Raw genomic sequence first — 26,365 nt, 5'->3', positions numbered from 1 at the left:
AACTTTCGGTTGACCGGGTCCGGTCCGCCCCCACTTACGCTGGTCCGGACATGACTGCTCCCGTTTCCTCCGCCGTCCCCGCTCGCCCCGCCGTCCCCGCTCGCCCCGCCCTCCCCGCTCGCCCCACCCTCCCCGCCCTCCCCGCCACGCGTGCCCTGACGCCCGTGTCCAAGGTGCTGCGGCTGTGCCTGCACGCGCTGCTCTTCGGCCTGCTCGCGCTCGCCGCCGGGCGGGCCGTCACCGACTCCGCGCCCCGGGCCGGCTGGGTGATCGCCGCCTGCGCGGTGCTCGCCGCCGTCTACGCGGGCGGCGTACGGGCCCCCGCCGTGCACAGCTCGCCGCGCGCCGGGGCGCTGTGGCTGGCCGGGCTCGGCGCGGCCTGGGCGGCGCTGCTCGTGGTCTGCCCCGACGGGCTGTGGATCGCCTTCCCGCTGTACTTCCTGGAGCTGCACCTGCTGCGGCTGCGCTGGGGGGTCGCGGCCGTCGCGGTGACCGCGTGCGCGGCCATCGCCGGATTCCTCGCGCACAGCAGCGCGGTGACCCCCGGGGCCTTCCTCGGGCCGTTGCTGGGCGGGGCGGTGGCGGTGGCGACCGTACTGGGCTACCAGGCGCTGTACCGCGAGAGCGAGCGCCGCCGGGAGCTGATCGAGGAGCTGATCACCACCCGGGCCGAGCTGGCCGCGGCCGAGCGGGGCGCCGGGATCCTGGCCGAGCGGGAGCGCCTCGCCCGGGAGATCCACGACACCCTCGCCCAGGGGCTGTCCTCCATCCAGCTGCTGCTGCGGGCGGCCGAGCGGGCGCTGCCGGGGGAGGCTCCGGCGCTGGAGCACATCGCCCGGGCGCGCGAGGCGGCCCAGGAGAACCTCGCCGAGGCGCGTCGTTTCGTACGGGCCCTCACCCCGCCGGACCTGGAGCGAGGGTCGCTCGCGGCTGCCCTGGAGCGGCTGTGCGCGGGGGTCCCGGGACCGCGCGTGCGGTTCTCGCTGAGCGGCAGCCCGCGGGTGCTGCCCACGCCGTACGAGGTGGCCCTGCTGCGGATCGCGCAGTCGGCGCTGGCCAATGTGGTGCGGCACGCGCGGGCCGGGCGCGCCGAGATCACCCTGACGTTCATGGACGCCTCGGTCACCCTGGACATCGTCGACGACGGGCACGGCTTCGACCCGTCCTCGGTCGCCTCCGGCGCGGGCGACGGCGGCTTCGGGCTGCCCGCGATGCGCTCGCGCGCCGAGACCCTGGGCGGGCTGTTCACCGTGGAGTCCGACCCCGGCCAGGGCACCGCCGTGGCCGTCACCCTGCCGCTGGCCCTGGAACACCTGGAACACGCGGATCACGCGGATCACGCGGATCACGCGGATCACGCGGAACATCGGGACGCCGTGGAGGCCCTGTGACCGTCCGTCTCCTGCTCGCCGACGACCACCCGGTGGTCCGGGCCGGGCTGCGCGCGGTGCTGGACACCGAACCGGACTTCGCGGTGGTGGCCGAGGCGGCGACCGCCGAGCGGGCGGTGGAGCTGGCCGCCCGTGAACCGGTGGACGTGGTGCTGATGGACCTCCAGTTCGGACCGGGTCCCGGTATGCACGGCTCCGAGGCGACGGCCCTGATCACCGCCCGCCCGGGCGCGCCCCGGGTGCTGGTGCTGACCACGTACGACACCGACGCGGACATCCTGGCGGCGGTGGAGGCGGGCGCCTCCGGCTACCTGCTCAAGGACGCCCCGCCGGAGGAGCTCGCGGCGGCCGTACGGACGGCCGCGGCGGGCCAGTCGGCGCTGGCCCCGGCGGTGGCGCTGCGCCTGATGGACCGGATGCGGACCCCCGCCGAGGCGCTGACGAAGCGGGAACTGGAGGTGCTGCAGCTGGTCGCGGACGGCCTGTCGAACCAGCAGATCTCCAAGAAGCTCTTCCTCAGCCAGGCCACCGTCAAGTCCCACCTGGTGCACATCTACGCCAAGCTCGGCGTCGACTCCCGCACCTCGGCGGTCGCGGCGGCCGCCACCCGCAGGCTGATCCGCACCCCGTAGGGGGGCTGGCCCCAGGACGGACAGGCGGGGCTGCAGGCGGGTGCGCGGCGCGCGCCGACGGGAGCATCGGGGGTGTCGAGCCATCGAGTCCCCGGAACGAGAGCGAGCCCACGATGCCTGCCACCTCCATCCCCGCGCGCCGTGCGGCGGAGCGCCGCGACCCCGGCCCGCCGCCCGCCGCCGTCCGGGCCGCCTTCGCGCTCTGGGTCACCGCCGTGGCCGCGGGCGCCTTCGAGACCGCGCTGATGGCGGGCCGGGCTCCGGCCGACGGGATCGGTGCGGGTCTGGCGGTGCGGCTGGCCGTGTTCACCGCCGCCGTGCTGGTCGCCTTACGCATGCGCCGCGGCGCCGGCTGGGCCCGGATCACCCTGGCGATCGGCCTCGGGATCCTCGGCACCGCCTCGCTGGTGGTCGAACCGCTCGGGTACCTCCTCGACGGCGGATCGCTCTCCGCCGCGCTCGCTCGTGCGGACGCCCTGGAGTGGGTCTTCGGCGTCAGCAGGACGGTCCATCTGGCGGCCGTGCTGACGGCGGTGGTGCTGATGTTCCGCCCGGCGGCGAACCGGTACTTCCGCAGGTCCGCGTAGGGCCGGACCGGCAGGACACCCCCTACGCGACCCAGTGCGGCCGCTCCACCGCCGACGGCAGCGGGACCCCGTCGTGGAAGGCGCTCGCGAGGCGGCGGATCCCCTCGTCGAGCCGGTCGGCGGGGAGCGTGTACGGGATCCGGAGCCGGTGCTCGAAGGTGCCCGGGTCCACCCCGAAGCGCGCGCCGCGGCCGATGTGCACCCCGGCCGCGGCGGCCCGCTCGGCCAGGGCGGAGCTGACCGGCTCGCCCAGGTCGACCCAGAGCGAGAGTCCGCCCGGCGGGACCTGCCAGGACCATTCCGGAGTGTGCCGCTGGAGCGCCTGCACCAGGGCCTCGCGCCGGCTCCGCAGCTGCGCCAGCCGTGCGGGAAGCTCCCGGTCCATGCCGTCCAGCAGCGGGAGCGCGACCAGCTGGTCGAGCACCGAGCCGGTCATGTCGGCGGAGACCCGTACGGCCGTCAGCTCCGTGATCATCTTCGCGGTGGCCCGGATCCACCCCACCCGCAGCCCGCCCCAGTGCGTCTTGCTCAGCGAGCCGATGGTGATCACGTGGTCCGCGCCCCCGCGCGGGGCGAGGGAGGCCAGCGGCGCGGGTGCGGCCACGTCCAGCGCGATGTCGGCGATCGTCTCGTCGACGACCAGCCAGGTCCCGGTGGCGCGGGTCGCCGCGAGCAGCCGCAGCCGCTGCTCCGGCGGCATCAGCGCGCCCGTCGGGTTGTGGAAGTCGGGGATCACGTACGCCAGCCTGGGCACGGTCTGGCGCAGGGTGGACTCGGCTATCTCCAGGTCCCAGCCCGCGTCGGAGACGGCGATGGATCCGGTGCACAGCCGTGCGTGGCGCAGGGCGTCGAGGGCGTTGGCGTAGGTCGGGTTCTCGGTCACGACCCGGTCCCCGGGCCCGCAGAGCAGGCTGACGACCAGCGAGAAGGCCTGCTGGGCCCCGGCCGTCACCAGGATCTGCTCGGGGCGCGTGGGGAGCCCGCGCCGGGTGAACCGGTCGGCGACGGCGCTGCGGAGGTCGGGCAGGCCGAAGGGGTGGTAGCCGGGGCTGCGGGCGAGCTGGGGCAGCCGGGTCGCCGCCCGGGCGAAGGCGTCGGTGAGGCTGCCCTCCGGTGCGCCCATGGCGGCGATGGCGAGGTCGACACCGGGATCGCCGTCGGCGCTGTAACCGCCGGCGCCGAGGAGGGCGTGGGCTCCGACCGGGCGGTGTCCGTCGGGGAGCTCGGTCCAGGTGCCGGAGCCGCGCCGGCTGCGGACGTAGCCGCTCTCGCGCAGCAGGTCGTAGGCGCCGGTGACGGTGGCCCGGCTGGCGCCGACCGCCTCGGCGAGTTCGCGTTCGGCGGGCAGCCGGACGTGCAGGGCGACGCGTCCGTCGAGGATCAGCGTGCGGACGGCGTCGGCGAGCGCCCGGTAGCCGGGGCGGGCCAGGACGCCGGCGGGCAGCAGGGCCGCGAGCTGACGGCTGCCGATGGTTCTGTCCGCTGTCTGGACCACTCGCCCGATTGCCATGCCAACCTCCCCTGATTGGCTCTGACGGCCAGGCCAATCGAGGACCAGACTCGCTGTATTGGCCCCCGATTGGCAAGGAGATCCCGAGATGCTGACCGACCGTGACGAACGTGCCCTGCTGGCCGCCGCCGAGAACCGGATCGCCCGTCCGCTGCGGATCGGGGCCGCGCTGGCCTCCGTACGGCGCACCCTGGCACGGCGGTCACACGCGCGCACCCAGCAGCGAGAATCGGTGGCATGTCATCCCACACACACTCCGATCCACCCCTGATCGCGGGCCTGCTCCTGGCCGCCGGCGGCGGGCGCCGGCTCGGCGGACGGCCCAAGGCACTGCTCCCGTATCGCGGCCGCCCGCTGGTCGAGAACGCCGTACGGGTCCTGCGCGAGGCGGGCTGCGGCCCGGTGCACGTGGTGCTCGGCGCCTCGGCGGCCGAGGTCCGCGAGCGCGCGGACCTGACCGGGTGCGTGGTCGTGGACAACCCGGACTGGGCGCAGGGGATGGGCTCCTCGCTGCGGGTCGGCCTCACCTCCCTCGCCGGTACGGGCGCCCGCGCGGCCCTGGTCTCGCTGGTGGACCAGCCGGGCATCGGCCCGGCGGCGGTGGCCCGGGTGCTGGCGGCGTACCGCTCCCCCACGAGCCTGGTGGCGGCGGCGTACGACGGGGAGCGCGGCCACCCGGTGCTGTTCGGCGCGGACCGCTGGGCCGACATCGCCGCGACGGCGACCGGCGACAAGGGCGCGCGGGTGCATCTTGCGCGACATGCCGAAGAGCTCATGCTGGTGGAGTGCTCGGACATCGCGGAGGCCTTCGACATCGACACGCCGCCCGACCTGGTACGACTCCTCTGAGCACGGCGTGACGGCAATGGCACTGAGGGCCACCGGAAAGCGGAATCTGTCGACTCAGAGAATCTCGACATCAACAAACCATTGAACTTCCACCATGAGGAAATTACTATCCACTGGTCAGAAGCGCCCTGAACCCCCAGACGGCGCCCGCGACCGTATTCCGGAACTCTCCACACCCGACGGCACTGCGTGCCGTCTCGCGCGAGCATTCCCCCGCGGCCGCCAGGCACCGCCGCTGAAGGAGTGACAGATATGTCCGCACCAGCGCCGTCCCCGCTGGCCATCGTCGACGCCGAGCCCCTGCCCCGGCAGGACGAAGTCCTCACCGAAGCGGCCCTCGCCTTCGTGGCCGAGCTCCACCGGCGGTTCGCCCCCCGCCGCGCCGAGCTCCTCGCCCGCCGCGCCGAGCGCCGTGCCGAGATCGCCCGGACCTCCACCCTCGACTTCCTCCCGGACACCGCACAGGTCCGCGAGGGCGACTGGAAGGTGGCGCCGGCCCCGGCCGCGCTGAACGACCGTCGCGTGGAGATCACCGGTCCGACGGACCGCAAGATGACCATCAACGCCCTGAACTCGGGCGCCAGGGTCTGGCTCGCCGACTTCGAGGACGCCTCCGCTCCCACCTGGGAGAACGTCGTCCTCGGCCAGCTCAACCTCATCGACGCCTACGAGCGCCGCATCGACTTCACCGACCCGCGCACCGGCAAGGCGTACGTGCTGAAGCCGGCCGACCAGCTCGCCACCGTCGTCATGCGGCCGCGCGGCTGGCACCTGGAGGAGCGTCACCTGCGGTTCGAGGGCGGCCCGGCCTCCGGCTCGCTCGTGGACTTCGGTCTGTACTTCTTCCACAACGCCAAGCGCCTGATCGACCTCGGCAAGGGCCCGTACTTCTACCTGCCGAAGACGGAGTCGCACCTGGAGGCCCGCCTCTGGAACGAGATCTTCGTCTTCGCGCAGGACTACGTCGGCATCCCCCAGGGCACCGTCCGCGCGACGGTCCTCATCGAGACGATCACCGCCGCGTACGAGATGGAGGAGATCCTCTACGAGCTGCGCGACCACGCGGCCGGCCTGAACGCGGGCCGCTGGGACTACCTCTTCTCCATCGTGAAGAACTTCCGTGACGGCGGCGCGAAGTTCGTCCTGCCGGACCGCAACGCGGTGACGATGACCGCCCCGTTCATGCGGGCGTACACCGAACTGCTGGTCCGCACCTGCCACAAGCGCGGCGCGCACGCCATCGGCGGCATGGCGGCCTTCATCCCGTCCCGCAAGGACGCCGAGGTCAACAAGGTCGCCTTCGAGAAGGTCAAGGCCGACAAGGACCGCGAGGCGGGCGACGGCTTCGACGGCTCCTGGGTCGCCCACCCCGACCTGGTCCCGATCGCGATGGCCTCCTTCGACGCGGTGCTCGGCGAGAAGCCGAACCAGAAGGACCGGCTGCGCGAGGACGTCTCGGTGGCCCCGGGCGAGCTCATCGCGATCGACTCCCTGGACGCGCGGCCGACGTACGAGGGCCTGCGCAACGCGGTCCAGGTCGGCATCCGTTACATCGAGGCGTGGCTGCGCGGCCTCGGCGCCGTCGGCATCTTCGGTCTGATGGAGGACGCGGCCACCGCCGAGATCTCGCGCTCGCAGATCTGGCAGTGGATCAACGCGGGCGTCGTGTTCGAGAACGGCGAGACGGCCACGGCCGAACTGACCCGCAAGATCGCGGCCGAGGAACTGACCGCCATCCGCGCCGAGGTCGGCGAGGAGGCCTTCACGTCCGGCAAGTGGAAGCAGGCCCACGACCTTCTCCTCCAGGTCTCCCTGGACGCGGACTACGCGGACTTCCTGACCCTCCCCGCCTACGACCAGCTGGTCGGCTGATACCCGGATTCGGCTGAAACGCACAGCGGTCGAAGCCTGACGGCTCCGCCCCCGCCGCCTCACGGCGCGGGGGCGGAGCCGTTTGCGTTCCACAACAGGAAGAACCAACTCCCGAACGACCGGTCGGTCGTTACTCGTTCGTAACGTGACTGTACCTAGCGGTAACAAGCGGGCCCGTGTCACCTTTCCGATGCCACCGGCCGGCGGTACCCCCACTTCCCAGCCACGCGACACAGTCGTCGCCGACTTCGGCGTGGCCGAACGCAGGAGTTCCGCAGTGATCGGATTCCGCAACGTCAACAAGGACCGGGACCGCAGTCGGATGCGACGGCTGGCCGGGGCCGGAATGGTCGTACCGCTCACCGCCGCACTGCTGGCCGGCGGAGCCGGAACCTCCGCCGCCAGCCCGGAAACCGGACCCACCGCCGTGGTGTCCATGGGCGACAGCTACATCTCCGGCGAGGCCGGGCGCTGGAAGGGCAACAGCCTGACCAACAGCGGCAGCCGGAACGGGACCGACCGGGGCTGGGTCAGCGGCAGCACCTACGACCCCGCCAAGGTCTACGGGACCACCGCCGGCGGATGCCACCGCTCCGACTCCGCCGAGGTGCGCAGCGCCGGGGCGATCGCCGACGTCGCCGTGAACCTCGCCTGTTCCGGGGCAGTCTCGGACAACGTGTTCCGCTCCTCCAACGGCGGCGTCTCCTACAAGGGCGAGGCCCCGCAGGCCGACCAGCTCGCCGCGGTGGCCGCGAGCCACAACGTCAAGGTCATCGCCCTGTCCATCGGCGGGAACGACCTCGGCTTCGCCGACATCATCACCGACTGCGCGCTCGACTTCGTCCTCTGGAACTCGTACTGCTACGACGACCAGCAGTACGGCGTCGACCAGAAGATCGACGCGGTCATGGGCAAGGTCGGGAAGTCCGTGGACGAGATCCGGGCCGTGATGCGCGCGGCCGGGTACGCCGACTCCTCGTACCGGATCGTGCTGCAGTCCTACCCGTCGCCGATCCCGCGCGGCGCGGAGAACCGGTACACCCAGAGCGACTGGAGCCGGCTCAACACCGGCGGCTGCCCCTTCTGGAACCGGGACTCCGACTGGGCGCGGGACTCGCTCGTGCCGCAGATAGCGAACCGGATCAAGGGCGTCGCGGCGGCCAAGGGCGCGCAGTTCCTGGACCTGCGGGACATGATGCAGGGCCGCGAGGTGTGCGCGAAGGCCAGCAAGCAGGTGAGCTCCACCGTGCCGGCCTCGGCGAAGACGAGCGAGTGGGCGCGCTGGATCGACAACAACGAGTCGCAGGGGCTGATCCAGGAGTCCATGCACCCGAACTACTTCGGCCAGCTGGCCGCGGGGCGCTGCCTGGCCCTGGTCGTGGCGCAGCCCGCGAGCTCCGGCTTCAGCTGCAAGAACACCGCGGGCGGGGACCAGACGGGCATGTTCCTGACCCCGGCCTCCTGAGCGGTCCCGCCGTCGGGGCTCCACCGGGCGACGCGGCCCGGTGGAGCCCCGTGGGGCCCGTTCGGGTCAGTGGGACTGCGCTGACGGCCCTTCGGCGCGAGTCTGGGGGTGACGGACTGGGCGACGGACCGCGGCCCGACGCGGCGCGCCGCATCCGGAGGGAGCGTGATCGGCGTGGCCCGGAACCGCCGCCTGATCCTGAGCACGCCGTCCGAGGTCTGGCGCCTGCTGTCCGACGGCCACCGCTACGGCGAGTGGGTCACGGGAACCCGGCGGGTCCTCGCCGCGGATCCGCACTGGCCGGACGTGGGGACCCGCCTGAAGGTACGGGTCGGCACCGGCCCCCTCACCCTCGACGACACGTGCGTGGTCCGCCGGTGCGAACCGGAACGCCGCCTGGAGCTGGAAGCGCGCGCGGAACCCTTCGGCGCGGCGCGCATCGCCATGCACCTGGTCCCCTGGGGTGAGAACACCCTGTTCACCCTCGACTGGCACCCCCTGCGGGGACCCGGCACCCGGATGCACGGACTCCCCGTGGACTACATCGTCGCCATCCGCAACGGCATGATGCTGACGAAGCTCGCCAGGATCGCGGTACGCGAGCACGCCGGCGCGCTGGCGCCGCAGCGGGCGGCTCGGCGCTGACGGCTCGCCGCTGATGGCTCGCCGCTCATGGCTCCGGCCCGGCGGGCAGGTCAGCGGCCGGCGTCCGTCAGCACCGACAGGATGTTGCCCGCCGGGTCCTTGAACCAGGCGATCGTGGGCATGCCGTCCTCGCCGTGCACGATGCCCTTGGCGTCCGCCTCGAAGCCCTCGTAGCGCTCGAACGCGACTCCGCGCGCGGTGAGCCCGTCCACGGCCCGTTCGACGTCCTCCACGGGGAAGTTCAGGATCGTGTAGTTCGCGGGCCGGTGGTCCTCCTTCGGGTAGACCATGACCGTGGTGCCGCCCTCGAGGTCGAGGCGGAGCAGGCCCATCTCCTGATCCTCGGAGACGCTCAGGCCGAGGGTCGTGCCGTAGAACTCCTTGGCCTTCTCCAGGTCGTCGACCGCGAATCCGCTGAATGCCCTGCTGTTTTCGAACATGGCTGTTCCTCCGGTCCGGGGAGCCCCGCTTCCCATGGTCCCTCCGGGACGGCTGGGCGGCGATTCCGCACGCCGGCACGCGGCGGAAATCGGGGTGATCGGCGCGAGGGGGGCTGGCATGCTCGGGCGCATGGCAGCCCGTAACGCACGTCCCAGTCTCTACATCTCCGTCGACATCGAGGCCGACGGGCCCATCCCCGGACCGTATTCGATGATCAGCTTCGGGGCCTCGGTCGCGGGCCGCCAGGACGGCGCTTCGTATACGGCCGCCGATCCGGAACAGCTCACCTTCTACCGGGAGTTGCGGCCCATCAGCGAGGAGTTCGTGCCCGAGGCGCTGGCCGTGAGCGGGCTGGACCGCGACCGCCTGGTGCGGGAGGGCGCCGATCCGGCGGCGGCCATGGCCGAATTCCGTGCCTGGGTACGGGAGGTGTCCGCGGGGGCGCAGCCCGTGATGTGCGGCTACCCGGCCTCCTTCGACTGGACCTTCCTGTACTGGTACCTGATCCGGTTCGGCGGGGACAGCCCCTTCGGTCACTCCGGCTGCCTGGACATGAAGACCCTCTACGCCGCGAAGGCGCGGGTACCGCTGCGAGCCGCCGTGAAGGGGCGGATGCCGCGCGAACTGCTGTCGCGGCGCCGCCACACGCACCACGCCCTGGACGACGCGATCGAACAGGCCGAGCTGATGAGCAACTTGATGCTGTGGACCCCTCCCCCGGTGTCCGCCCCGGCCGCCGGCCGGTCCCCGCGCATCACTCACCTCTCGTGGGGCCGGATCGAGGCCGAGGGGCTCGCCCCCGGCAAGGACTTCAAGCTCTACCCTGGCGGTGGCCGCCCCTGGGACTGGTCCGAGCACGGTACGCGGCACGATCCCGGCATCCACCCCCAGGAGGTGCGCGAGCTCCTCGGTCTCGGGGTGACGGCGGTCGTGCTGAGCCAGGGTATGGAGAAGCGCCTCGGGGTCGTTCCGGAGACGCTGGAGGTGCTCCGGGCGGCCGGGGTCGAGGTGCACGTGGCGGAGACGGCCGAGGCCGTGGAGATCTACAACCGGCTGGCGCGGGACGGGCGGGTCGGCGGCCTCTTCCACTCGACCTGCTGAGCCGGGCACGGACACGGCGGGGGGGGGGGGGGGCGCGCCCCCGCGGGGGGGGGGGGGCGCGGGGGGGGGGGGGGCCGGCGCCGGGGCGGGGGGGGGCGGGGGGGGGGGGGGGGCCCCCCCCCCCCGGGGGGGGGGGGGGGGGGCCGCCGCGGTTGGGGGGGGCGGGGGGGGGGGGGGTGGGGGGGGGGGGGGGGGGGGGGGGGGGGGGGGGGGGCGGGGGGGGCCCCCCCCCCCGGGCCCCCCCCGCCACTCGGGTCGTGCTGCGGGCCGCGTCAGGCCTAGGCCTTGGCCTCCGCCAGGAGCTTCTGGATGCGGGACACGCCCTCCACCAGGTCCTCGTCGCCCAGGGCGTAGGACAGGCGCAGGTAGCCGGGGGTGCCGAAGGCCTCGCCCGGGACGACCGCGACCTCGACCTCGTCCAGGATCAGGGCGGCGAGCTCGACGGAGCTCTGCGGGCGCTTGCCGCGGATCTCCTTGCCGATGAGCTCCTTGACCGACGGGTAGGCGTAGAACGCGCCCTCGGGGGTCGGGCAGAAGACGCCGTCGATCTCGTTGAGCATCTTCACCATCGTCTGGCGGCGGCGGTCGAAGGCCTTGCGCATCTCCGCGACCGCGTCGAGGTTGCCCGAGACGGCGGCCAGCGCGGCGACCTGGGCCACGTTGGAGACGTTGGAGGTGGCGTGCGACTGCAGGTTGGTCGCCGCCTTGATGACGTCCTGCGGGGCGATGACCCAGCCCACGCGCCAGCCGGTCATCGCGTACGTCTTGGCGACGCCGTTGACGACGATGCACTTGTCGCGCAGGGCCGGGACCAGGACCGGCAGCGAGGTGAACTTCGCCTCGCCGTAGACGAGGTGCTCGTAGATCTCGTCCGTGAGCACCCACAGGCCGTGCTCGGCGGCCCACTCGCCGATCGCGCGGGCGTCGGCCTCGCTGTAGACCGAGCCGGTCGGGTTGGACGGGGAGACGAACAGGACGACCTTGGTGCGCTCGGTGCGCGCGGCCTCCAGCTGCTCGACGGAGACGCGGTAGCCGGTGGTCTCGTCGGCGACGACCTCGACCGGGACACCGCCGGCGAGACGGATGGACTCCGGGTAGGTGGTCCAGTACGGAGCCGGGACGATGACCTCGTCACCCGGGTCCAGGACGGCCGCGAAGGCCTCGTAGATCGCCTGCTTGCCGCCGTTGGTCACCAGGACCTGCGAGACATCCACCTCGTAGCCGGAGTCGCGCAGCGTCTTGGCGGCGATGGCGGCCTTCAGCTCGGGCAGGCCGCCGGCCGGCGTGTAGCGGTGGTACTTGGGGTTGCGGCAGGCCTCGACCGCCGCCTCGACGATGTAGTCCGGGGTCGGGAAGTCGGGTTCGCCGGCACCGAAGCCGATCACCGGGCGCCCGGCGGCCTTGAGGGCCTTGGCCTTGGCGTCCACGGCGAGGGTGGCGGACTCGGAAATGGCGCCGATACGGGCGGACACCCGGCGCTCGGAGGAAGGCGTTGCAGAGGTCATGTGGGCAATCGTCCCAGACGGCAAAGAAGCGCCGCACACCGTTTCACTCAACGGACCGGCGCATGTCAGCTCGGGTGCTGTTCGACGTCACGGTCCGGTTCACGTACACTCACCTGTCGTTGGACCTCGCCAGCCGCTGCAAAGCGTGAGCACTCCGTGCACTCGCTCGGATGCGGTAGGTTGGGGGACGCAAAGGGTCGTAGCTCAATTGGTAGAGCACTGGTCTCCAAAACCAGCGGTTGGGGGTTCGAGTCCCTCCGGCCCTGCTCCACACTCCATCTCGGACGTGTGTGCGCAGGTACGTACTTAGATGCAACGCCGTGCGGCGCAACCGGGCGCGGTACGGCCACGACCCGGATTCAGGTGAGAGACGTGACGGACGCCCTGGGCTCCATCGACATGCCTGACGCCGAGGACGAGACGCGCGAGAAGAAGGCCCGCAAGGGCGGCAAGCGCGGCAAGAAGGGCCCTCTGGGCCGACTCGCGCTTTTCTACCGCCAGATCGTCGCGGAACTCCGCAAGGTTGTCTGGCCCACTCGCAACCAGCTCACGACGTACACCACTGTGGTGATTGTCTTCGTCGTCATCATGATCGGTCTGGTGACCGTGATTGACTTTGGGTTCGAAAAGGCCATCAAGTTCGTCTTCGGCTGATCCCCGCGGGGGGCGGCGCCTTGATGGGTGTCGCCCGTTTTCGCATGTACCACCACCTTTTGTATCCAGGAAGAAGCAGCCACCGTGTCTGACCCGAACCTGAACGCGAGCCACGACTCCGTCGAGTCCGTCGAGGACGAGCTCGACATCGTCGAGGCGGCAGACGCTGTGGACCCCGACGAGGCCGAACTCGCCGACGCCGAGGCGGGTGTCGCCGCCGAAGAGGCCGCGCTGCACGTCGAGTCCGACGAGGACGAGGACGACGCCGAGCTTGACGCCGAGGTCGAGGTCGACGCCGAGGCCGAGGCCGAAGAGGCTGCTGACGACGTCGAGGCCGACGAGGAAGAGGCCGAAGAAGCCGCTCCGGTCGAGCCCGCCGAGCCCGTCGACCCCATCCAGGCCCTGCGCGAGGAGCTTCGCCTGCTCCCCGGCGAGTGGTACGTGATCCACACCTACGCCGGCTACGAGAAGCGCGTGAAGGCCAACCTGGAGCAGCGCGCCGTCTCGCTGAACGTCGAGGAGTTCATCTACCAGGCCGAGGTGCCCGAGGAAGAGATCGTCCAGATCAAGAACGGCGAGCGCAAGAACGTCCGGCAGAACAAGCTGCCCGGCTACGTTCTCGTCCGCATGGATCTGACGAACGAGTCCTGGGGTGTCGTCCGCAACACGCCTGGCGTCACCGGCTTCGTCGGCAACGCGTACGACCCGTACCCGCTGACCCTGGACGAGATCGTCAAGATGCTCGCCCCGGAGGCGCAGGAGAAGGCCGCCAAGGCCGCCGCGGAAGAGGCCGGTCTGCCCGCGCCCGCCGTCAAGCGCACCATCGAGGTCCTGGACTTCGAGGTCGGCGACTCGGTCACCGTCACCGACGGCCCGTTCGCGACGCTGCAGGCGACCATCAACGAGATCAACCCCGACTCGAAGAAGGTCAAGGGCCTCGTCGAGATCTTCGGCCGCGAGACCCCGGTCGAGCTCAGCTTCGACCAGATCCAGAAGAACTGATCTTCTGAGCGACAGCTTCCGGACAGGTCAGATCGCCCCGTGAAGGGCGGTCTGACCTGCTCGGTTTTTAGCCCCGCACCGATACCCGTTATCGTGGTGCGGTATGCCTCCATCCGGATGACCGGATGGGCGGCTGAAAACTCTCACTAGGACCCGGAGAGAGCAATGCCTCCCAAGAAGAAGAAGGTCACGGGGCTTATCAAGCTCCAGATCAAGGCCGGTGCGGCCAACCCGGCTCCGCCGGTCGGCCCCGCGCTCGGTCAGCACGGCGTCAACATCATGGAGTTCTGCAAGGCCTACAACGCCGCGACCGAGTCGCAGCGTGGCATGGTCGTGCCGGTGGAGATCACGGTCTACGACGACCGCTCCTTCACCTTCATCACCAAGACCCCGCCGGCCGCGCGCCTCATCCTGAAGGCCGCGGGCATCGAGAAGGGCTCCGGCGAGCCGCACAAGACCAAGGTCGCCAAGCTCACCGGCGCCCAGGTCCGCGAGATCGCCGAGCTGAAGATGCCCGACCTGAACGCCAACGACGTCGACGCCGCGATGAAGATCATCGCCGGCACCGCGCGTTCGATGGGCGTCACGGTCGAAGGCTGATCCAGCCACCCCCAGCACCACCAGTGGTAGGACCAAGCGCTGGTCCGCACCACGACTCCATGCCTGAAGCCAAAACACAGGAGCAGAAGTGAAGCGCAGCAAGACTCTCCGCGCTGCGGACGCCAAGGTCGACCGGGAGAAGCTGTACGCCCCGCTCGAGGCCGTCCGTCTCGCCAAGGAGACCTCCACGACCAAGTTCGACAGCACCGTCGAGATCGCCTTCCGCCTGGGTGTCGACCCGCGCAAGGCCGACCAGATGGTCCGCGGCACCGTGAACCTCCCGCACGGCACCGGCAAGACCGCCCGGGTCCTGGTCTTCGCGACCGGTGACCGTGCTGCGGCCGCGGAAGCCGCCGGCGCCGACATTGTCGGCGACGACGAGCTGATCAACGAGATCGCCAAGGGCAACCGCCTGAACGAGTTCGACGCCGTTGTGGCCACCCCGGACCTCATGGGCAAGGTCGGCCGCCTCGGCCGCGTGCTCGGTCCCCGTGGCCTGATGCCGAACCCGAAGACCGGCACCGTCACGATGGACGTCGCGAAGGCTGTCACCGAGATCAAGGGTGGCAAGATCGAGTTCCGCGTCGACAAGCACTCGAACCTGCACTTCATCATCGGCAAGGTCTCCTTCTCCGATGAGAAGCTGGTCGAGAACTACGGCGCGGCCCTGGACGAAATCCTTCGTCTGAAGCCGTCCGCCGCGAAGGGCCGCTACATCAAGAAGGCCGCCCTCAGCACCACCATGGGCCCCGGCATCCAGCTGGACTCGAACCGCACCCGGAACCTCCTCGTCGAGGAAGACCCGGCTGCTGTCTGAGCCTGACGGCTCACCGAGTGGCTCAGCGGGCCCCTCGCCCCCTTCACAGGGCGGCGGGGGGCCCGCTTCCGCGTTCAGGGCCACATATTCGACCTGGGCACCGCACTGCCCGTGGGCGGCCTCACGGCCTGCACCGGCCTGGCCCAGCCCCGGGACGGCGTCGGCAAGGACGGCTGCCCGGTCCGCGTGGACACCGTGAGCCCGGACGGCGAGGGCACGACGAGGACCGCGGCGACGTTCTCCGACTTCGCCGTGGCACCCCGGCCCGGACCTCGACTCCTGAGGCGATTTGCCTCGGCTGCACCCCTTCACGTAGTCTTCCCCAGAAGCCAAAGACCGCTGGTCGTTGCCGTGCCCGCAAGGGTTCGGTGGCCGAAGGATCCGTTGAATGCGGACGACCCGCGTAGGTGACTGTGGAAGGTTCCCGGAATTCGTTCCGGTTGAGCCACGCCCTGGCGCCTATGCCGGGGCGTTTCTTATTTCAGCCCCTTCTGAGCGGTCCTCATCACCCGGAAGGAGGCGAACGCACCATGCCGACGCCCAACAAGGCTGCATCGGTAGCCGAGCTCAAGGACGCGTTCCAGAGCTCGAACGCCGCCGTGCTGACCGAGTACCGGGGTCTCACCGTCGCGCAGCTCAAGACGCTGCGTCGCTCCCTTGGTGAGAACGCCCAGTACGCCGTGGTGAAGAACACGCTGACCAAGATTGCGGCCAACCAGGCCGGGATCACCGCGCTGGACGAGCACTTCGCTGGTCCGACCGCGGTCGCCTTCATCACCGGTGACCCGGTGGAGTCGGCGAAGAGCCTGCGTGACTTCGCCAAGGACAACCCGAACCTCATCATCAAGGCGGGTGTCCTTGATGGTAAGGCGCTCACCGCCGATGAGATCAAGAAGCTTGCGGACCTCGAGTCCCGCGAGGTTCTGCTCAGCAAGCTGGCCGGCGCGTTCAAGGGCAAGCAGTCTCAGGCTGCCTCGCTCTTCCAGGCGCTGCCGTCGAAGTTCGTCCGCACCGCGGAAGCGCTTCGCGTCAAGCTCGCCGAGCAGGGCGGTGCCGAGTAATTCGGCTCGCGCACTGATCCACGCCGCCTAGTGCGTGGGTCGTAGCGGGCCGTTACGCCCGCCTCTATATACATCCGGCACCTGCCGATTTAGTGGAAGGATCGCCCATCATGGCGAAGCTCTCTCAGGACGACCTCCTCGCCCAGTTCGAGGAGATGACCCTCATCGAGCTCTCCGAGTTCGTGAAGGCCTTCGAGGAGAAGTTCGACGTCACCGCCGCCGCGGCCGTCGCCGTTGCCGCCACCGGTGGCGCCGGTGTCGCTGCTGCCGAGGTCGAGGAGCAGGACGAGTTCGACGTCATCCTCACCTCTGCCGGTGACAAGAAGATCCAGGTCATCAAGGTCGTGCGTGAGCTGACCTCCCTGGGCCTCAAGGAGGCCAAGGACCTCGTGGACGGCGCCCCGAAGCCCGTCCTCGAGAAGGTCGCCAAGGAGGCCGCTGACAAGGCCGCCGAGTCCCTCAAGGCTGCCGGCGCCGGCGTCGAGGTCAAGTAACACCTCTGGGGCCCTCTGAGGCCCCAGCCAAGGGCGATCACCCGTAAGGGTGGTCGCCCTTTGGCGTACCCGCTGTGCCTGACTTGCCCTGGTCTCGTTGGGGAGTAGGGTGATCATCGTTGCTCCGACGCAGGGTCCGAAGATGATCCGCTCGGAGCAGGGGGCCTTGACGAACGGGACGCGGCGCGCAATTCTCAGTCCCGTCGAGAGGTCGACCACCTGGATCCGAGATCCGAGGCATGGATCGGCTACGAAGAGGGCAGTACTGATACGCGCTCTGTGCACGAGTACGGGCGCCGCAGCGTTGGACACAGTGTTGGTTGAACGACATGGGGAAGGCCTGTTGCCGGTTTCCGGAAACCTGGTCTGGACATCAGTGAGCCTAGTGGCTACACTGACCCTTTGCGCTGCCTGTTAGCTGTCCCCTGCCCGTCGCCAGGGACATGCCCACGCTTGAGCACACTTGATTGATCCACCCTGACCTGGCCTTTTCGGTTGGATTTGGGGGGCTTGTCTTCTGTGTCTGCTGGGACCGGTACGCGCGTAGTGAGTCCGAGCCCTCGGAAGGACCCCCTCTTGGCCGCCTCGCGCAACGCCTCGACCAATACGAACAACGGTGCCAGCACCGCCCCGCTGCGCATCTCCTTTGCAAAGATCAAGGAGCCCCTCGAGGTTCCGAACCTCCTGGCGCTGCAGACCGAGAGCTTTGACTGGCTTCTCGGCAATGCCGCCTGGAAGTCTCGCGTCGAGTCGGCGCTTGAGAGTGGACAGGACGTCCCCACCAAGTCCGGTCTGGAAGAGATCTTCGAGGAGATCTCGCCGATCGAGGACTTCTCCGGGTCGATGTCGCTGACCTTCCGCGACCACCGTTTCGAGCCGGCGAAGAACTCTGTCGACGAGTGCAAGGACCGCGACTTCACGTACGCGGCTCCGCTGTTCGTTACTGCCGAGTTCACGAACAACGAGACCGGAGAGATCAAGTCTCAGACGGTCTTCATGGGCGATTTCCCGCTCATGACCAACAAGGGCACCTTCGTCATCAACGGCACCGAGCGTGTCGTCGTGTCGCAGCTTGTCCGCTCCCCTGGTGTCTACTTCGACTCCTCCATCGACAAGACGTCCGACAAGGACATCTTCGCGGCCAAGATCATCCCGTCCCGGGGTGCCTGGCTGGAGATGGAGATCGACAAGCGCGACATGGTCGGTGTCCGCATCGACCGCAAGCGCAAGCAGTCCGTCACCGTCCTCCTGAAGGCTCTCGGCTGGACCACCGAGCAGATCCTCGAGGAGTTCGGCGAGTACGAGTCCATGCGCGCCACCCTGGAGAAGGACCACACCCAGGGTCAGGACGACGCGCTGCTCGACATCTACCGCAAGCTGCGTCCGGGCGAACCGCCGACCCGTGAGGCCGCTCAGACGCTGCTCGAGAACCTCTACTTCAACCCGAAGCGCTACGACCTCGCCAAGGTCGGCCGCTACAAGGTGAACAAGAAGCTCGGCGCCGACGAGCCGCTCGACGCCGGTGTGCTCACCACCGACGACGTCATCGCGACGATCAAGTACCTGGTCAAGCTGCACGCCGGCGAGACCGAGACGACCGGCGAGTCCGGCCGTTCGATCGTGGTCGAGACCGATGACATCGACCACTTCGGCAACCGTCGTCTGCGCAACGTCGGCGAGCTCATCCAGAACCAGGTCCGCACGGGTCTGGCTCGTATGGAGCGCGTCGTCCGCGAGCGCATGACGACCCAGGACGTCGAGGCCATCACGCCGCAGACCCTGATCAACATCCGGCCGGTCGTCGCCTCCATCAAGGAGTTCTTCGGCACCAGCCAGCTGTCGCAGTTCATGGACCAGAACAACCCGCTCTCGGGCCTGACCCACAAGCGCCGCCTGTCGGCGCTGGGCCCCGGCGGTCTGTCCCGTGAGCGGGCCGGCTTCGAGGTCCGTGACGTTCACCCGTCGCACTACGGCCGCATGTGCCCGATCGAGACCCCTGAAGGCCCGAACATCGGTCTGATCGGCTCGCTCGCGTCCTACGGTCGCGTCAACGCGTTCGGTTTCGTCGAGACCCCGTACCGCAAGGTCATCGACGGTGTCGTCACCGACGAGGTCGACTACCTGACGGCCGACGAGGAAGACCGCTTCGTCATCGCCCAGGCCAACGCCGGCCTGTCCGAGGACATGCGCTTCACCGAGAACCGCGTGCTGGTGCGCCGTCGTGGCGGCGAGATCGACTACATCGCCGGCGACGACGTCGACTACATGGACGTCTCCCCGCGCCAGATGGTGTCCGTCGCGACCGCGATGATCCCCTTCCTGGAGCACGACGACGCCAACCGTGCCCTCATGGGCGCGAACATGATGCGCCAGGCCGTTCCGCTCATCAAGGCGGAGGCCCCGCTGGTGGGCACCGGCATGGAGTACCGCTGTGCGGTCGACGCCGGTGACTCGATCCGTGCGGAGAAGGACGGTGTCGTCCAGGAGGTCTCGGCCGACTACATCACCGTCGCCAACGACGACGGCACGTACACCACGTACCGCGTCGCCAAGTTCTCCCGCTCGAACCAGGGCACCTCGGTCAACCAGAAGGTCATCGTCAACGAGGGTGACCGGATCATCGAGTCGCAGGTCCTCGCCGACGGTCCTGCGACCGAAGAGGGCGAAATGGCCCTCGGCAAGAACCTGCTCGTCGCGTTCATGCCGTGGGAAGGTCACAACTACGAGGACGCGATCATCCTGTCGCAGCGCCTCGTGCAGGACGACGTCCTCTCCTCGATCCACATCGAGGAGCACGAGGTCGACGCCCGTGACACCAAGCTGGGCCCCGAGGAGATCACCCGGGACATCCCGAACGTCTCCGAGGAGGTCCTCGCCGACCTCGACGAGCGCGGCATCATCCGCATCGGTGCGGACGTCGTCGCTGGCGACATCCTGGTCGGCAAGGTCACGCCCAAGGGTGAGACCGAGCTGACCCCGGAGGAGCGCCTGCTCCGCGCGATCTTCGGTGAGAAGGCCCGCGAGGTGCGTGACACCTCGCTCAAGGTCCCTCACGGTGAGATCGGCAAGGTCATCGGTGTCCGCGTCTTCGACCGCGAGGAGGGCGACGAGCTTCCTCCGGGCGTGAACCAGCTGGTCCGCGTCTACGTCGCCCAGAAGCGCAAGATCACCGACGGTGACAAGCTCGCCGGCCGCCACGGCAACAAGGGTGTCATCTCCAAGATCCTTCCGATCGAGGACATGCCCTTCCTTGAGGACGGCACGCCGGTCGACATCATCCTGAACCCGCTGGGTGTCCCGTCCCGAATGAACCCGGGACAGGTCCTGGAGATCCACCTCGGCTGGCTCGCCAGCCGCGGCTGGGACGTCTCCGGGCTCGGCGAGGAGTGGGCCGAGCGTCTGAAGGTCATCGGGGCCGACCGTGTCGAGCCCGGTACCAACGTCGCCACCCCCGTGTTCGACGGTGCCCGCGAGGATGAGCTCGCCGGCCTCTTCGAGCACACCATCCCGAACCGCGACGGTGACCGCCTGGTCCTCCCGTCCGGTAAGGCGCGCCTGTTCGACGGCCGCTCCGGCGAGCCGTTCCCGGACCCGATCTCGATCGGGTACATGTACATCCTCAAGCTCCACCACCTGGTCGACGACAAGCTCCACGCTCGGTCGACCGGTCCGTACTCGATGATCACGCAGCAGCCGCTGGGTGGTAAGGCGCAGTTCGGTGGCCAGCGCTTCGGTGAGATGGAGGTGTGGGCGCTTGAGGCTTATGGCGCCGCTTACGCCCTCCAGGAGCTGCTGACCATCAAGTCCGACGACGTCACCGGCCGCGTGAAGGTCTACGAGGCCATCGTCAAGGGCGAGAACATCCCCGAGCCGGGCATTCCCGAGTCCTTCAAGGTGCTCATCAAGGAAATGCAGTCGCTCTGCCTCAACGTGGAGGTGCTGTCCTCGGACGGCATGTCCATCGAGATGCGCGACACCGACGAGGACGTCTTCCGCGCGGCGGAGGAGCTCGGTATCGACCTGTCCCGGCGCGAGCCGAGCAGCGTCGAAGAGGTCTGACGGGCCTGACGGGGGGCTCGCTCAAGAGCCCCCCGTCATCCCCGGGACCGTTCAGACCATGATTGAGACTCGACCCCGAAAGAGGGATTGACGCACAGTGCTCGACGTCAACTTCTTCGACGAGCTGCGGATCGGCCTTGCCACCGCGGACGACATCCGAACCTGGTCGCACGGCGAGGTCAAGAAGCCGGAGACCATCAACTACCGCACCCTCAAGCCCGAGAAGGACGGACTCTTCTGCGAGAAGATCTTCGGTCCTACCCGGGACTGGGAGTGCTACTGCGGCAAGTACAAGCGTGTCCGCTTCAAGGGCATCATCTGTGAGCGTTGTGGCGTCGAGGTCACGCGCGCCAAGGTGCGCCGTGAGCGGATGGGCCACATCGAGCTTGCCGCTCCCGTCACCCACATCTGGTACTTCAAGGGCGTCCCGTCGCGCCTCGGATACCTGCTGGACCTCGCGCCGAAGGACCTCGAGAAGGTCATCTACTTCGCCGCGTACATGATCACGTTTGTCGACGACGAGCGCCGCACCCGCGACCTCCCGTCGCTGGAGGCGCACGTCTCCGTCGAGCGCCAGCAGATCGAGAACCGCCGTGACGCGGACCTCGAAGGCCGTGCCAAGAAGCTCGAGACCGACCTGGGCGAGCTTGAGGCCGAGGGCGCGAAGGCCGACGTACGCCGCAAGGTGCGCGAAGGTGCCGAGCGCGAGATGAAGCAGCTCCGTGACCGCGCCCAGCGCGAGATCGACCGCCTCGACGAGGTGTGGGCCCGCTTCAAGAACCTCAAGGTCCAGGACCTGGAGGGCGACGAGCTCCTGTACCGCGAGCTGCGTGACCGCTTCGGCACGTACTTCGACGGCTGCATGGGCGCCGCCGCGCTGCAGAAGCGCCTGGAGTCCTTCGACCTCGAGGAGGAGGCCGAGCGCCTCCGCGAGATCATCCGTACCGGCAAGGGCCAGAAGAAGACCCGTGCGCTCAAGCGCCTCAAGGTCGTCTCCGCGTTCCTGCAGACCAGCAACAAGCCCAAGGGCATGGTTCTGGACTGCGTGCCGGTGATCCCGCCGGACCTGCGTCCGATGGTGCAGCTGGACGGTGGCCGCTTCGCGACCTCCGACCTGAACGACCTGTACCGCCGCGTGATCAACCGCAACAACCGTCTGAAGCGTCTCCTCGACCTCGGTGCCCCCGAGATCATCGTGAACAACGAGAAGCGCATGCTTCAGGAGGCCGTGGACGCACTCTTCGACAACGGTCGTCGTGGTCGTCCGGTGACCGGTCCCGGCAACCGTCCCCTGAAGTCCCTCAGCGACATGCTGAAGGGCAAGCAGGGTCGATTCCGTCAGAACCTTCTCGGTAAGCGTGTGGACTACTCCGCGCGTTCCGTGATCGTCGTCGGTCCGCAGCTGAAGCTGCACCAGTGCGGTCTGCCCAAGGCCATGGCGCTGGAGCTCTTCAAGCCGTTCGTGATGAAGCGCCTGGTCGACCTGAACCACGCGCAGAACATCAAGAGCGCCAAGCGGATGGTCGAGCGCGGCCGCACGGTCGTCTACGACGTCCTCGAAGAGGTCATCGCCGAGCACCCGGTTCTGCTGAACCGTGCGCCCACGCTGCACCGCCTCGGCATCCAGGCCTTCGAGCCCCAGCTGGTCGAAGGCAAGGCCATCCAGATCCACCCGCTCGTCTGCACCGCGTTCAACGCGGACTTCGACGGTGACCAGATGGCTGTGCACCTGCCGCTCTCCGCGGAGGCGCAGGCCGAGGCCCGCATCCTGATGCTGTCCTCGAACAACATCCTCAAGCCGGCCGACGGCCGTCCGGTCACGATGCCGACCCAGGACATGGTCCTCGGTCTGTTCTTCCTGACCACCGACGGTGAGCTCCGTGACACCAAGGGCGAGGGCCGCGCGTTCGGCTCCACGGCCGAGGCGACCATGGCGTTCGACAACGGCGAGCTCGCGCTCCAGTCGGCCGTCGACATCCGCTTCCCGGTGGGCACCATCCCGCCGCGCGGTTGGGTGCACCCGGTCGCCGAGGAAGGCGAGCAGGAGTTCCAGGCGGGCGACAGCTTCCGTCTGCGCACCACCCTGGGCCGCGCGCTCTTCAACGAGCTGCTGCCCGAGGACTACCCGTTCGTCGACTACTCGGTGGGCAAGAAGCAGCTCTCCGAGATCGTCAACGACCTGGCGGAGCGCTACCCCAAGGTGATCGTGGCGGCGACGCTCGACAACCTGAAGGCGGCCGGCTTCCACTGGGCGACCCGTTCGGGCGTCACCGTGGCCATCTCCGACGTCGTCGTGCCCGAGGCCAAGAAGGCCATCGTCGCGGGCTACGAGGCGATGGACGAGAAGGTCCAGAAGCAGTACGAGCGCGGTCTGATCACCAAGGACGAGCGCACGCAGGAGCTCATCGCGATCTGGACCAAGGCGACCAACGAGGTTGCCGAGGCGATGAACGCGAACTTCCCCAAGACGAACCCCATCTTCATGATGGTTGACTCGGGTGCCCGAGGAAACATGATGCAGATGCGACAGATCGCCGGTATGCGTGGTCTGGTGTCGAACGCGAAGAACGAGACCATCCCGCGTCCGATCAAGGCGTCCTTCCGTGAGGGCCTCACCGTTCTGGAGTACTTCATCTCCACGCACGGTGCCCGTAAGGGTCTGGCGGACACCGCCCTGCGTACCGCCGACTCGGGTTACCTGACCCGTCGTCTGGTGGACGTCTCGCAGGACGTGATCATCCGCGAGGAGGACTGCGGCACCGAGCGCGGTCTGAAGCTGAAGATCGCCGTTCGCGGCGAGGACGGCGTGCTGCGCAAGGCCGACGACGTCGAGACCTCGATCTACGCCCGCATGCTGGCCGAGGACGTCGTCATCGACGGCAAGGTCATCGCGCCGGCCAACGTCGACCTCGGTGACGTGCTCATCGACGCCCTGGTCGCCAACGGCGTCGAGGAGGTCAAGACCCGCTCGGTCCTGACCTGTGAGTCCGCGGTCGGCACCTGTGCCTTCTGCTACGGACGCTCGCTCGCCACCGGCAAGCTGGTCGACATCGGTGAGGCGGTCGGCATCATCGCCGCCCAGTCCATCGGTGAGCCCGGTACCCAGCTGACGATGCGTACCTTCCACACCGGTGGTGTGGCCGGTGACGACATCACGCAGGGTCTGCCGCGTGTCGTCGAGCTCTTCGAGGCCCGTACCCCGAAGGGTGTCGCCCCGATCTCCGAGGCCGCCGGCCGCGTGCGGATCGAGGAGACCGAGAAGACGAAGAAGATCGTCATCACGCCCGACGACGGCAGCGACGAGACGGCGTTCCCGATCTCGAAGCGCGCCAAGGTCATCGTGCACGAGGGCGACCACGTCGAGGTGGGCCAGAAGCTCACCATGGGTGCCACCAACCCGCACGACGTGCTGCGCATCCTCGGTCAGCGTGCCGTCCAGGTCCACCTGGTCGGCGAAGTCCAGAAGGTCTACAACTCGCAGGGCGTGTCGATCCACGACAAGCACATCGAGATCATCATCCGGCAGATGCTGCGCCGCGTGACGATCATCGAGTCCGGCGACGCGGAGCTCCTGCCGGGCGAGCTGGTCGAGCGGTCGAAGTTCGAGACCGAGAACCGTCGTGTGGTCACCGAGGGCGGTCACCCCGCCTCCGGCCGTCCGCAGCTGATGGGTATCACCAAGGCCTCGCTCGCGACCGAGTCGTGGCTGTCGGCGGCGTCCTTCCAGGAGACGACCAGGGTTCTGACGGACGCGGCGATCAACGCCAAGTCCGACTCCCTGATCGGCCTCAAGGAGAACGTCATCATCGGTAAGCTCATCCCGGCCGGTACGGGCCTCGCCCGCTACCGCAACATCCGGGTGGAGCCCACCGAAGAGGCCAAGGCCGCGATGTACTCGGCCGTCGGTTACGACGACATCGACTACTCGCCCTTCGGCTCCGGCTCCGGCCAGGCTGTCCCGCTGGAGGACTACGACTACGGCCCGTACAACGGCTAAGAGCTCGTAAGAAGAAGCCCCCCGTCGCTCCGAGAGGAGCGGCGGGGGGCTTCTTCGTTGCCCTTGGGGGCCACGGGGACACCGTGGGCCGCCCCCGGGAGGCGGTCAGAGGCGCCGGCGGCGCAGGGCGGTGATCTGGACTGCGGTGAGGGCCAGCAGGGCCAGGGCGGCGCCCGCGAGGCCCGGGGCGAGGCCCTTCGGGGTGAAGGTGCAGGAGACCTCGGTCGTGCCCGGCGGGAGGTCCACGGCCAGCAGGCCGTGGAAGGGCTTCAGGGGGGCCGAGCACTGCCAGCCCGGGACGGCCGTCGTGGCGATGACGGCCGTGCCGCCGGCGGGCGCGGGGAGGGTGGCCCGGATGGTGTGGCCGCCCGGGCGGACCGTCGTGGCGCCGGTGGCGGTGAGGTGCCGGACGGCCGCGTCGAGCGCCGCGCGGTCCAGGCAGCCGAGCGGGTACGCGCCCGCGTCCGCGTCCTTCGTACGGGTCTGCAGGGTGACGTCGACCTGACCCGAGGCGGGGACGGTGCCCAGCGGGGTCACGCCGGTCATCCGGTCCTCCAGGAGCTGCCGGGGGCCGTCGCCGGCGCGGACCGTGCCGTAGGGGGCGGGGGAGTACCAGTAGGCCTCGGAGCCGGGGGTGCACCGGGCGGTGTACGTCTGCTCGGTGGCGGTCCCGCCGCGGGTGACCGGCGGGACCTGGTAGACGGTGGCGCCCAGGACGTTCTCCTGGCGGGCGTAGACGCTGTCCGCCGGGCTGGGGGAGGTGTACGGCGCGGTGCGGACGGTGACCAGCGGGGGCGCGGGGAACTTCGAGGCCGTCCAGGTGCCGGGAGTGGTCCCCGGGCGGACCCGCGCGCCGATCGAGAAGATCGCGTCGAGTACCGGGTTGTCGGCGCCGAAGAAGGTCCGGCCGTCGTTCTTGAAGCCGTACCCCAGGGGCTCCAGGGCCTGGTAGGTGGCCTCGGGGAGGTAGCTGCTGTAGTACTGCGGGCCCTCCGCCCGCAGCGCCAGTGCGTCGTTGTACGCGCTCTGGGGCGCGCCCGAGTCGGTCCGGTAGGCGGGCCAGCCCGCCACACCGCGGACGGCTTCGAAGTGGTTGCCGATCGACCGGTTCGAGGTGGCGACGGGCTTGGCCCAGCGCTCGCGGGCCCGGCGGGCGTCCGCGTTGGCGGCGGCCACCGTGGACTCGGCGAACACGACGCCGATCATCAGGGCGGCGGCCACCGGGATCAGGAACCGGCGCTTCTCGCCGAGCCGCAGCAGGACCAGGGCCAGCAGGGAGACCGCACCGCCGCCGAGCACGGCCGGCCAGGTCCAGCCGCCGAAGTCGTCGGTGCGCCGCAGTACGTAGGTGGCCGCCACCAGGAGGGCCGCCACCAGGGCCAGGTGCAGCGGGCGCGGCCGGTTGGCCAGCGCCAGCCAGGCCACGACCACGACCATCCCGCTGAAGACGAAGGCCTCGCGGTACGGGTTGCCGTTCGGCACCGCCAGCCCGTGCCACAGGTACTGCGTGGGCGGGAACTGGAAGGAGGCGACCACGAGCAGGGTCGCCGCCGCCCACACCAGGCGGGTTTGCCGGGCGACGGCGCTGTTCAGGACGAAGGCGCCGGCCAGGATCAGCCCGAGCGAGGCGACGCAGAGCCGCGGGCGGCCGCCCCACAGGTGCGTGGCCGGGAGCATGCCCGT

The 26,365-nt window shown here is 69.6% G+C and carries 21 protein-coding genes and 1 tRNA gene; 18 read left to right on the top strand and 4 right to left on the bottom strand.

Annotated elements, in window-relative coordinates:
• The first annotated feature begins 50 nt into the window (after positions 1–50).
• From ACFY04_RS25235 to ACFY04_RS25225, 3 genes are all read left to right on the top strand, one after another.
• The gene (locus ACFY04_RS25235; protein WP_389119778.1) at positions 51–1,391 is read left to right on the top strand and encodes a sensor histidine kinase; all 1,341 of its coding nucleotides are present in this window, start codon (positions 51–53) and stop codon (positions 1,389–1,391) included.
• Entirely contained in the window at positions 1,388–2,023 is a 636-nt protein-coding gene (locus ACFY04_RS25230; RefSeq protein ID WP_389119775.1) for a response regulator, read from the top strand. The genes ACFY04_RS25235 and ACFY04_RS25230 overlap by 4 nt, the downstream gene beginning before the upstream one ends.
• Before the next feature lie 113 nt (positions 2,024–2,136).
• Positions 2,137–2,610, top strand: a complete 474-nt coding sequence (locus ACFY04_RS25225) for a hypothetical protein (protein ID WP_389119773.1) — start codon at positions 2,137–2,139, stop codon at positions 2,608–2,610.
• 22 nt (positions 2,611–2,632) lie between these two features.
• On the opposite strand, the gene ACFY04_RS25220 is transcribed toward ACFY04_RS25225, so the two are convergent.
• On the bottom strand, positions 2,633–4,120 hold the full coding sequence (locus ACFY04_RS25220) for a PLP-dependent aminotransferase family protein (protein WP_389119771.1): 1,488 nt from the start codon (positions 4,118–4,120) through the stop codon (positions 2,633–2,635).
• 88 nt (positions 4,121–4,208) lie between these two features.
• On the opposite strand from ACFY04_RS25220, the gene ACFY04_RS25215 reads away from it, so the two are divergent.
• The 5 genes from ACFY04_RS25215 to ACFY04_RS25195 all read left to right on the top strand — a co-directional run bounded on the left by ACFY04_RS25215 (position 4,209) and on the right by ACFY04_RS25195 (position 8,951).
• Complete coding sequence (locus ACFY04_RS25215; RefSeq protein ID WP_389119769.1) at positions 4,209–4,391, top strand: hypothetical protein; 183 nt, start codon at positions 4,209–4,211, stop codon at positions 4,389–4,391.
• Positions 4,358–4,969: an NTP transferase domain-containing protein gene (locus tag ACFY04_RS25210; protein ID WP_389119768.1), complete on the top strand. Its 612-nt coding sequence runs from the start codon at positions 4,358–4,360 to the stop codon at positions 4,967–4,969. Before ACFY04_RS25215 ends, ACFY04_RS25210 begins: the two co-directional genes overlap by 34 nt.
• Positions 4,970–5,221: 252 nt before the next feature.
• Positions 5,222–6,841, top strand: a complete 1,620-nt coding sequence (gene aceB, locus ACFY04_RS25205) for a malate synthase A (protein ID WP_389119767.1) — start codon at positions 5,222–5,224, stop codon at positions 6,839–6,841.
• A 346-nt stretch (positions 6,842–7,187) separates the two neighbouring features.
• Positions 7,188–8,306 (top strand): GDSL-type esterase/lipase family protein, encoded by a 1,119-nt coding sequence (locus tag ACFY04_RS25200; protein ID WP_389119859.1) that lies wholly within the window; start codon positions 7,188–7,190, stop codon positions 8,304–8,306.
• A gap of 174 nt (positions 8,307–8,480) precedes the next feature.
• Complete coding sequence (locus ACFY04_RS25195; protein WP_389119765.1) at positions 8,481–8,951, top strand: SRPBCC family protein; 471 nt, start codon at positions 8,481–8,483, stop codon at positions 8,949–8,951.
• Between the two features lie 50 nt (positions 8,952–9,001).
• Here the strand turns inward: ACFY04_RS25195 and ACFY04_RS25190 are convergent, their stop codons facing one another.
• The gene (locus ACFY04_RS25190) at positions 9,002–9,391 is read right to left on the bottom strand and encodes a VOC family protein (protein WP_389119764.1); all 390 of its coding nucleotides are present in this window, start codon (positions 9,389–9,391) and stop codon (positions 9,002–9,004) included.
• Positions 9,392–9,521: 130 nt separating this feature from the next.
• Between ACFY04_RS25190 and ACFY04_RS25185 the strand changes: the two genes are divergently transcribed.
• A complete protein-coding gene (locus ACFY04_RS25185) occupies positions 9,522–10,493 on the top strand; it encodes an MTH938/NDUFAF3 family protein (RefSeq protein WP_389119762.1) in 972 nt (323 codons plus the stop codon).
• Between the two features lie 278 nt (positions 10,494–10,771).
• Here the strand turns inward: ACFY04_RS25185 and ACFY04_RS25180 are convergent, their stop codons facing one another.
• The gene (locus tag ACFY04_RS25180) at positions 10,772–11,998 is read right to left on the bottom strand and encodes a pyridoxal phosphate-dependent aminotransferase (RefSeq protein ID WP_389119760.1); all 1,227 of its coding nucleotides are present in this window, start codon (positions 11,996–11,998) and stop codon (positions 10,772–10,774) included.
• Positions 11,999–12,191: 193 nt separating this feature from the next.
• Here ACFY04_RS25180 and ACFY04_RS25175 point away from each other — a divergent pair.
• The 9 genes from ACFY04_RS25175 (at position 12,192) to ACFY04_RS25135 (ending at position 24,682) form a co-directional block, all read left to right on the top strand.
• Positions 12,192–12,264: transfer RNA gene (locus ACFY04_RS25175), tRNA-Trp, on the top strand.
• A 106-nt stretch (positions 12,265–12,370) separates the two neighbouring features.
• On the top strand, positions 12,371–12,652 hold the full coding sequence (secE, locus tag ACFY04_RS25170; protein WP_030388883.1) for a preprotein translocase subunit SecE: 282 nt from the start codon (positions 12,371–12,373) through the stop codon (positions 12,650–12,652).
• 84 nt (positions 12,653–12,736) lie between these two features.
• Entirely contained in the window at positions 12,737–13,654 is a 918-nt protein-coding gene (nusG, locus tag ACFY04_RS25165; protein WP_389119758.1) for a transcription termination/antitermination protein NusG, read from the top strand.
• 165 nt (positions 13,655–13,819) lie between these two features.
• A complete protein-coding gene (gene rplK / locus ACFY04_RS25160; protein ID WP_008739735.1) occupies positions 13,820–14,254 on the top strand; it encodes a 50S ribosomal protein L11 in 435 nt (144 codons plus the stop codon).
• An 88-nt stretch (positions 14,255–14,342) separates the two neighbouring features.
• The gene (rplA, locus tag ACFY04_RS25155; protein ID WP_389119755.1) at positions 14,343–15,071 is read left to right on the top strand and encodes a 50S ribosomal protein L1; all 729 of its coding nucleotides are present in this window, start codon (positions 14,343–14,345) and stop codon (positions 15,069–15,071) included.
• A gap of 530 nt (positions 15,072–15,601) precedes the next feature.
• Complete coding sequence (gene rplJ / locus ACFY04_RS25150; RefSeq protein WP_030008449.1) at positions 15,602–16,132, top strand: 50S ribosomal protein L10; 531 nt, start codon at positions 15,602–15,604, stop codon at positions 16,130–16,132.
• 110 nt (positions 16,133–16,242) lie between these two features.
• Complete coding sequence (gene rplL / locus ACFY04_RS25145; protein WP_389119753.1) at positions 16,243–16,626, top strand: 50S ribosomal protein L7/L12; 384 nt, start codon at positions 16,243–16,245, stop codon at positions 16,624–16,626.
• 576 nt (positions 16,627–17,202) lie between these two features.
• Positions 17,203–20,685, top strand: coding sequence for a DNA-directed RNA polymerase subunit beta (rpoB, locus tag ACFY04_RS25140; protein WP_328962073.1), 3,483 nt, complete (start codon positions 17,203–17,205; stop codon positions 20,683–20,685).
• Between the two features lie 97 nt (positions 20,686–20,782).
• A complete protein-coding gene (locus tag ACFY04_RS25135; RefSeq protein WP_389119750.1) occupies positions 20,783–24,682 on the top strand; it encodes a DNA-directed RNA polymerase subunit beta' in 3,900 nt (1,299 codons plus the stop codon).
• 105 nt (positions 24,683–24,787) lie between these two features.
• Here the strand turns inward: ACFY04_RS25135 and ACFY04_RS25130 are convergent.
• Positions 24,788–26,365, bottom strand: a 1,578-nt coding sequence (locus tag ACFY04_RS25130) for a YfhO family protein (protein ID WP_389119749.1), incomplete at its 5' end; no start/stop codon positions are given.

It is taken from the genome of Streptomyces sp. NPDC001549, assembly GCF_042894025.1.
GTDB classification, from domain to species: Bacteria; Actinomycetota; Actinomycetes; order Streptomycetales; family Streptomycetaceae; genus Streptomyces; species Streptomyces kutzneri.
Note: the sequence above shows the minus strand (reverse complement) of the source record. Positions and strands in the feature narration are given on the sequence as shown.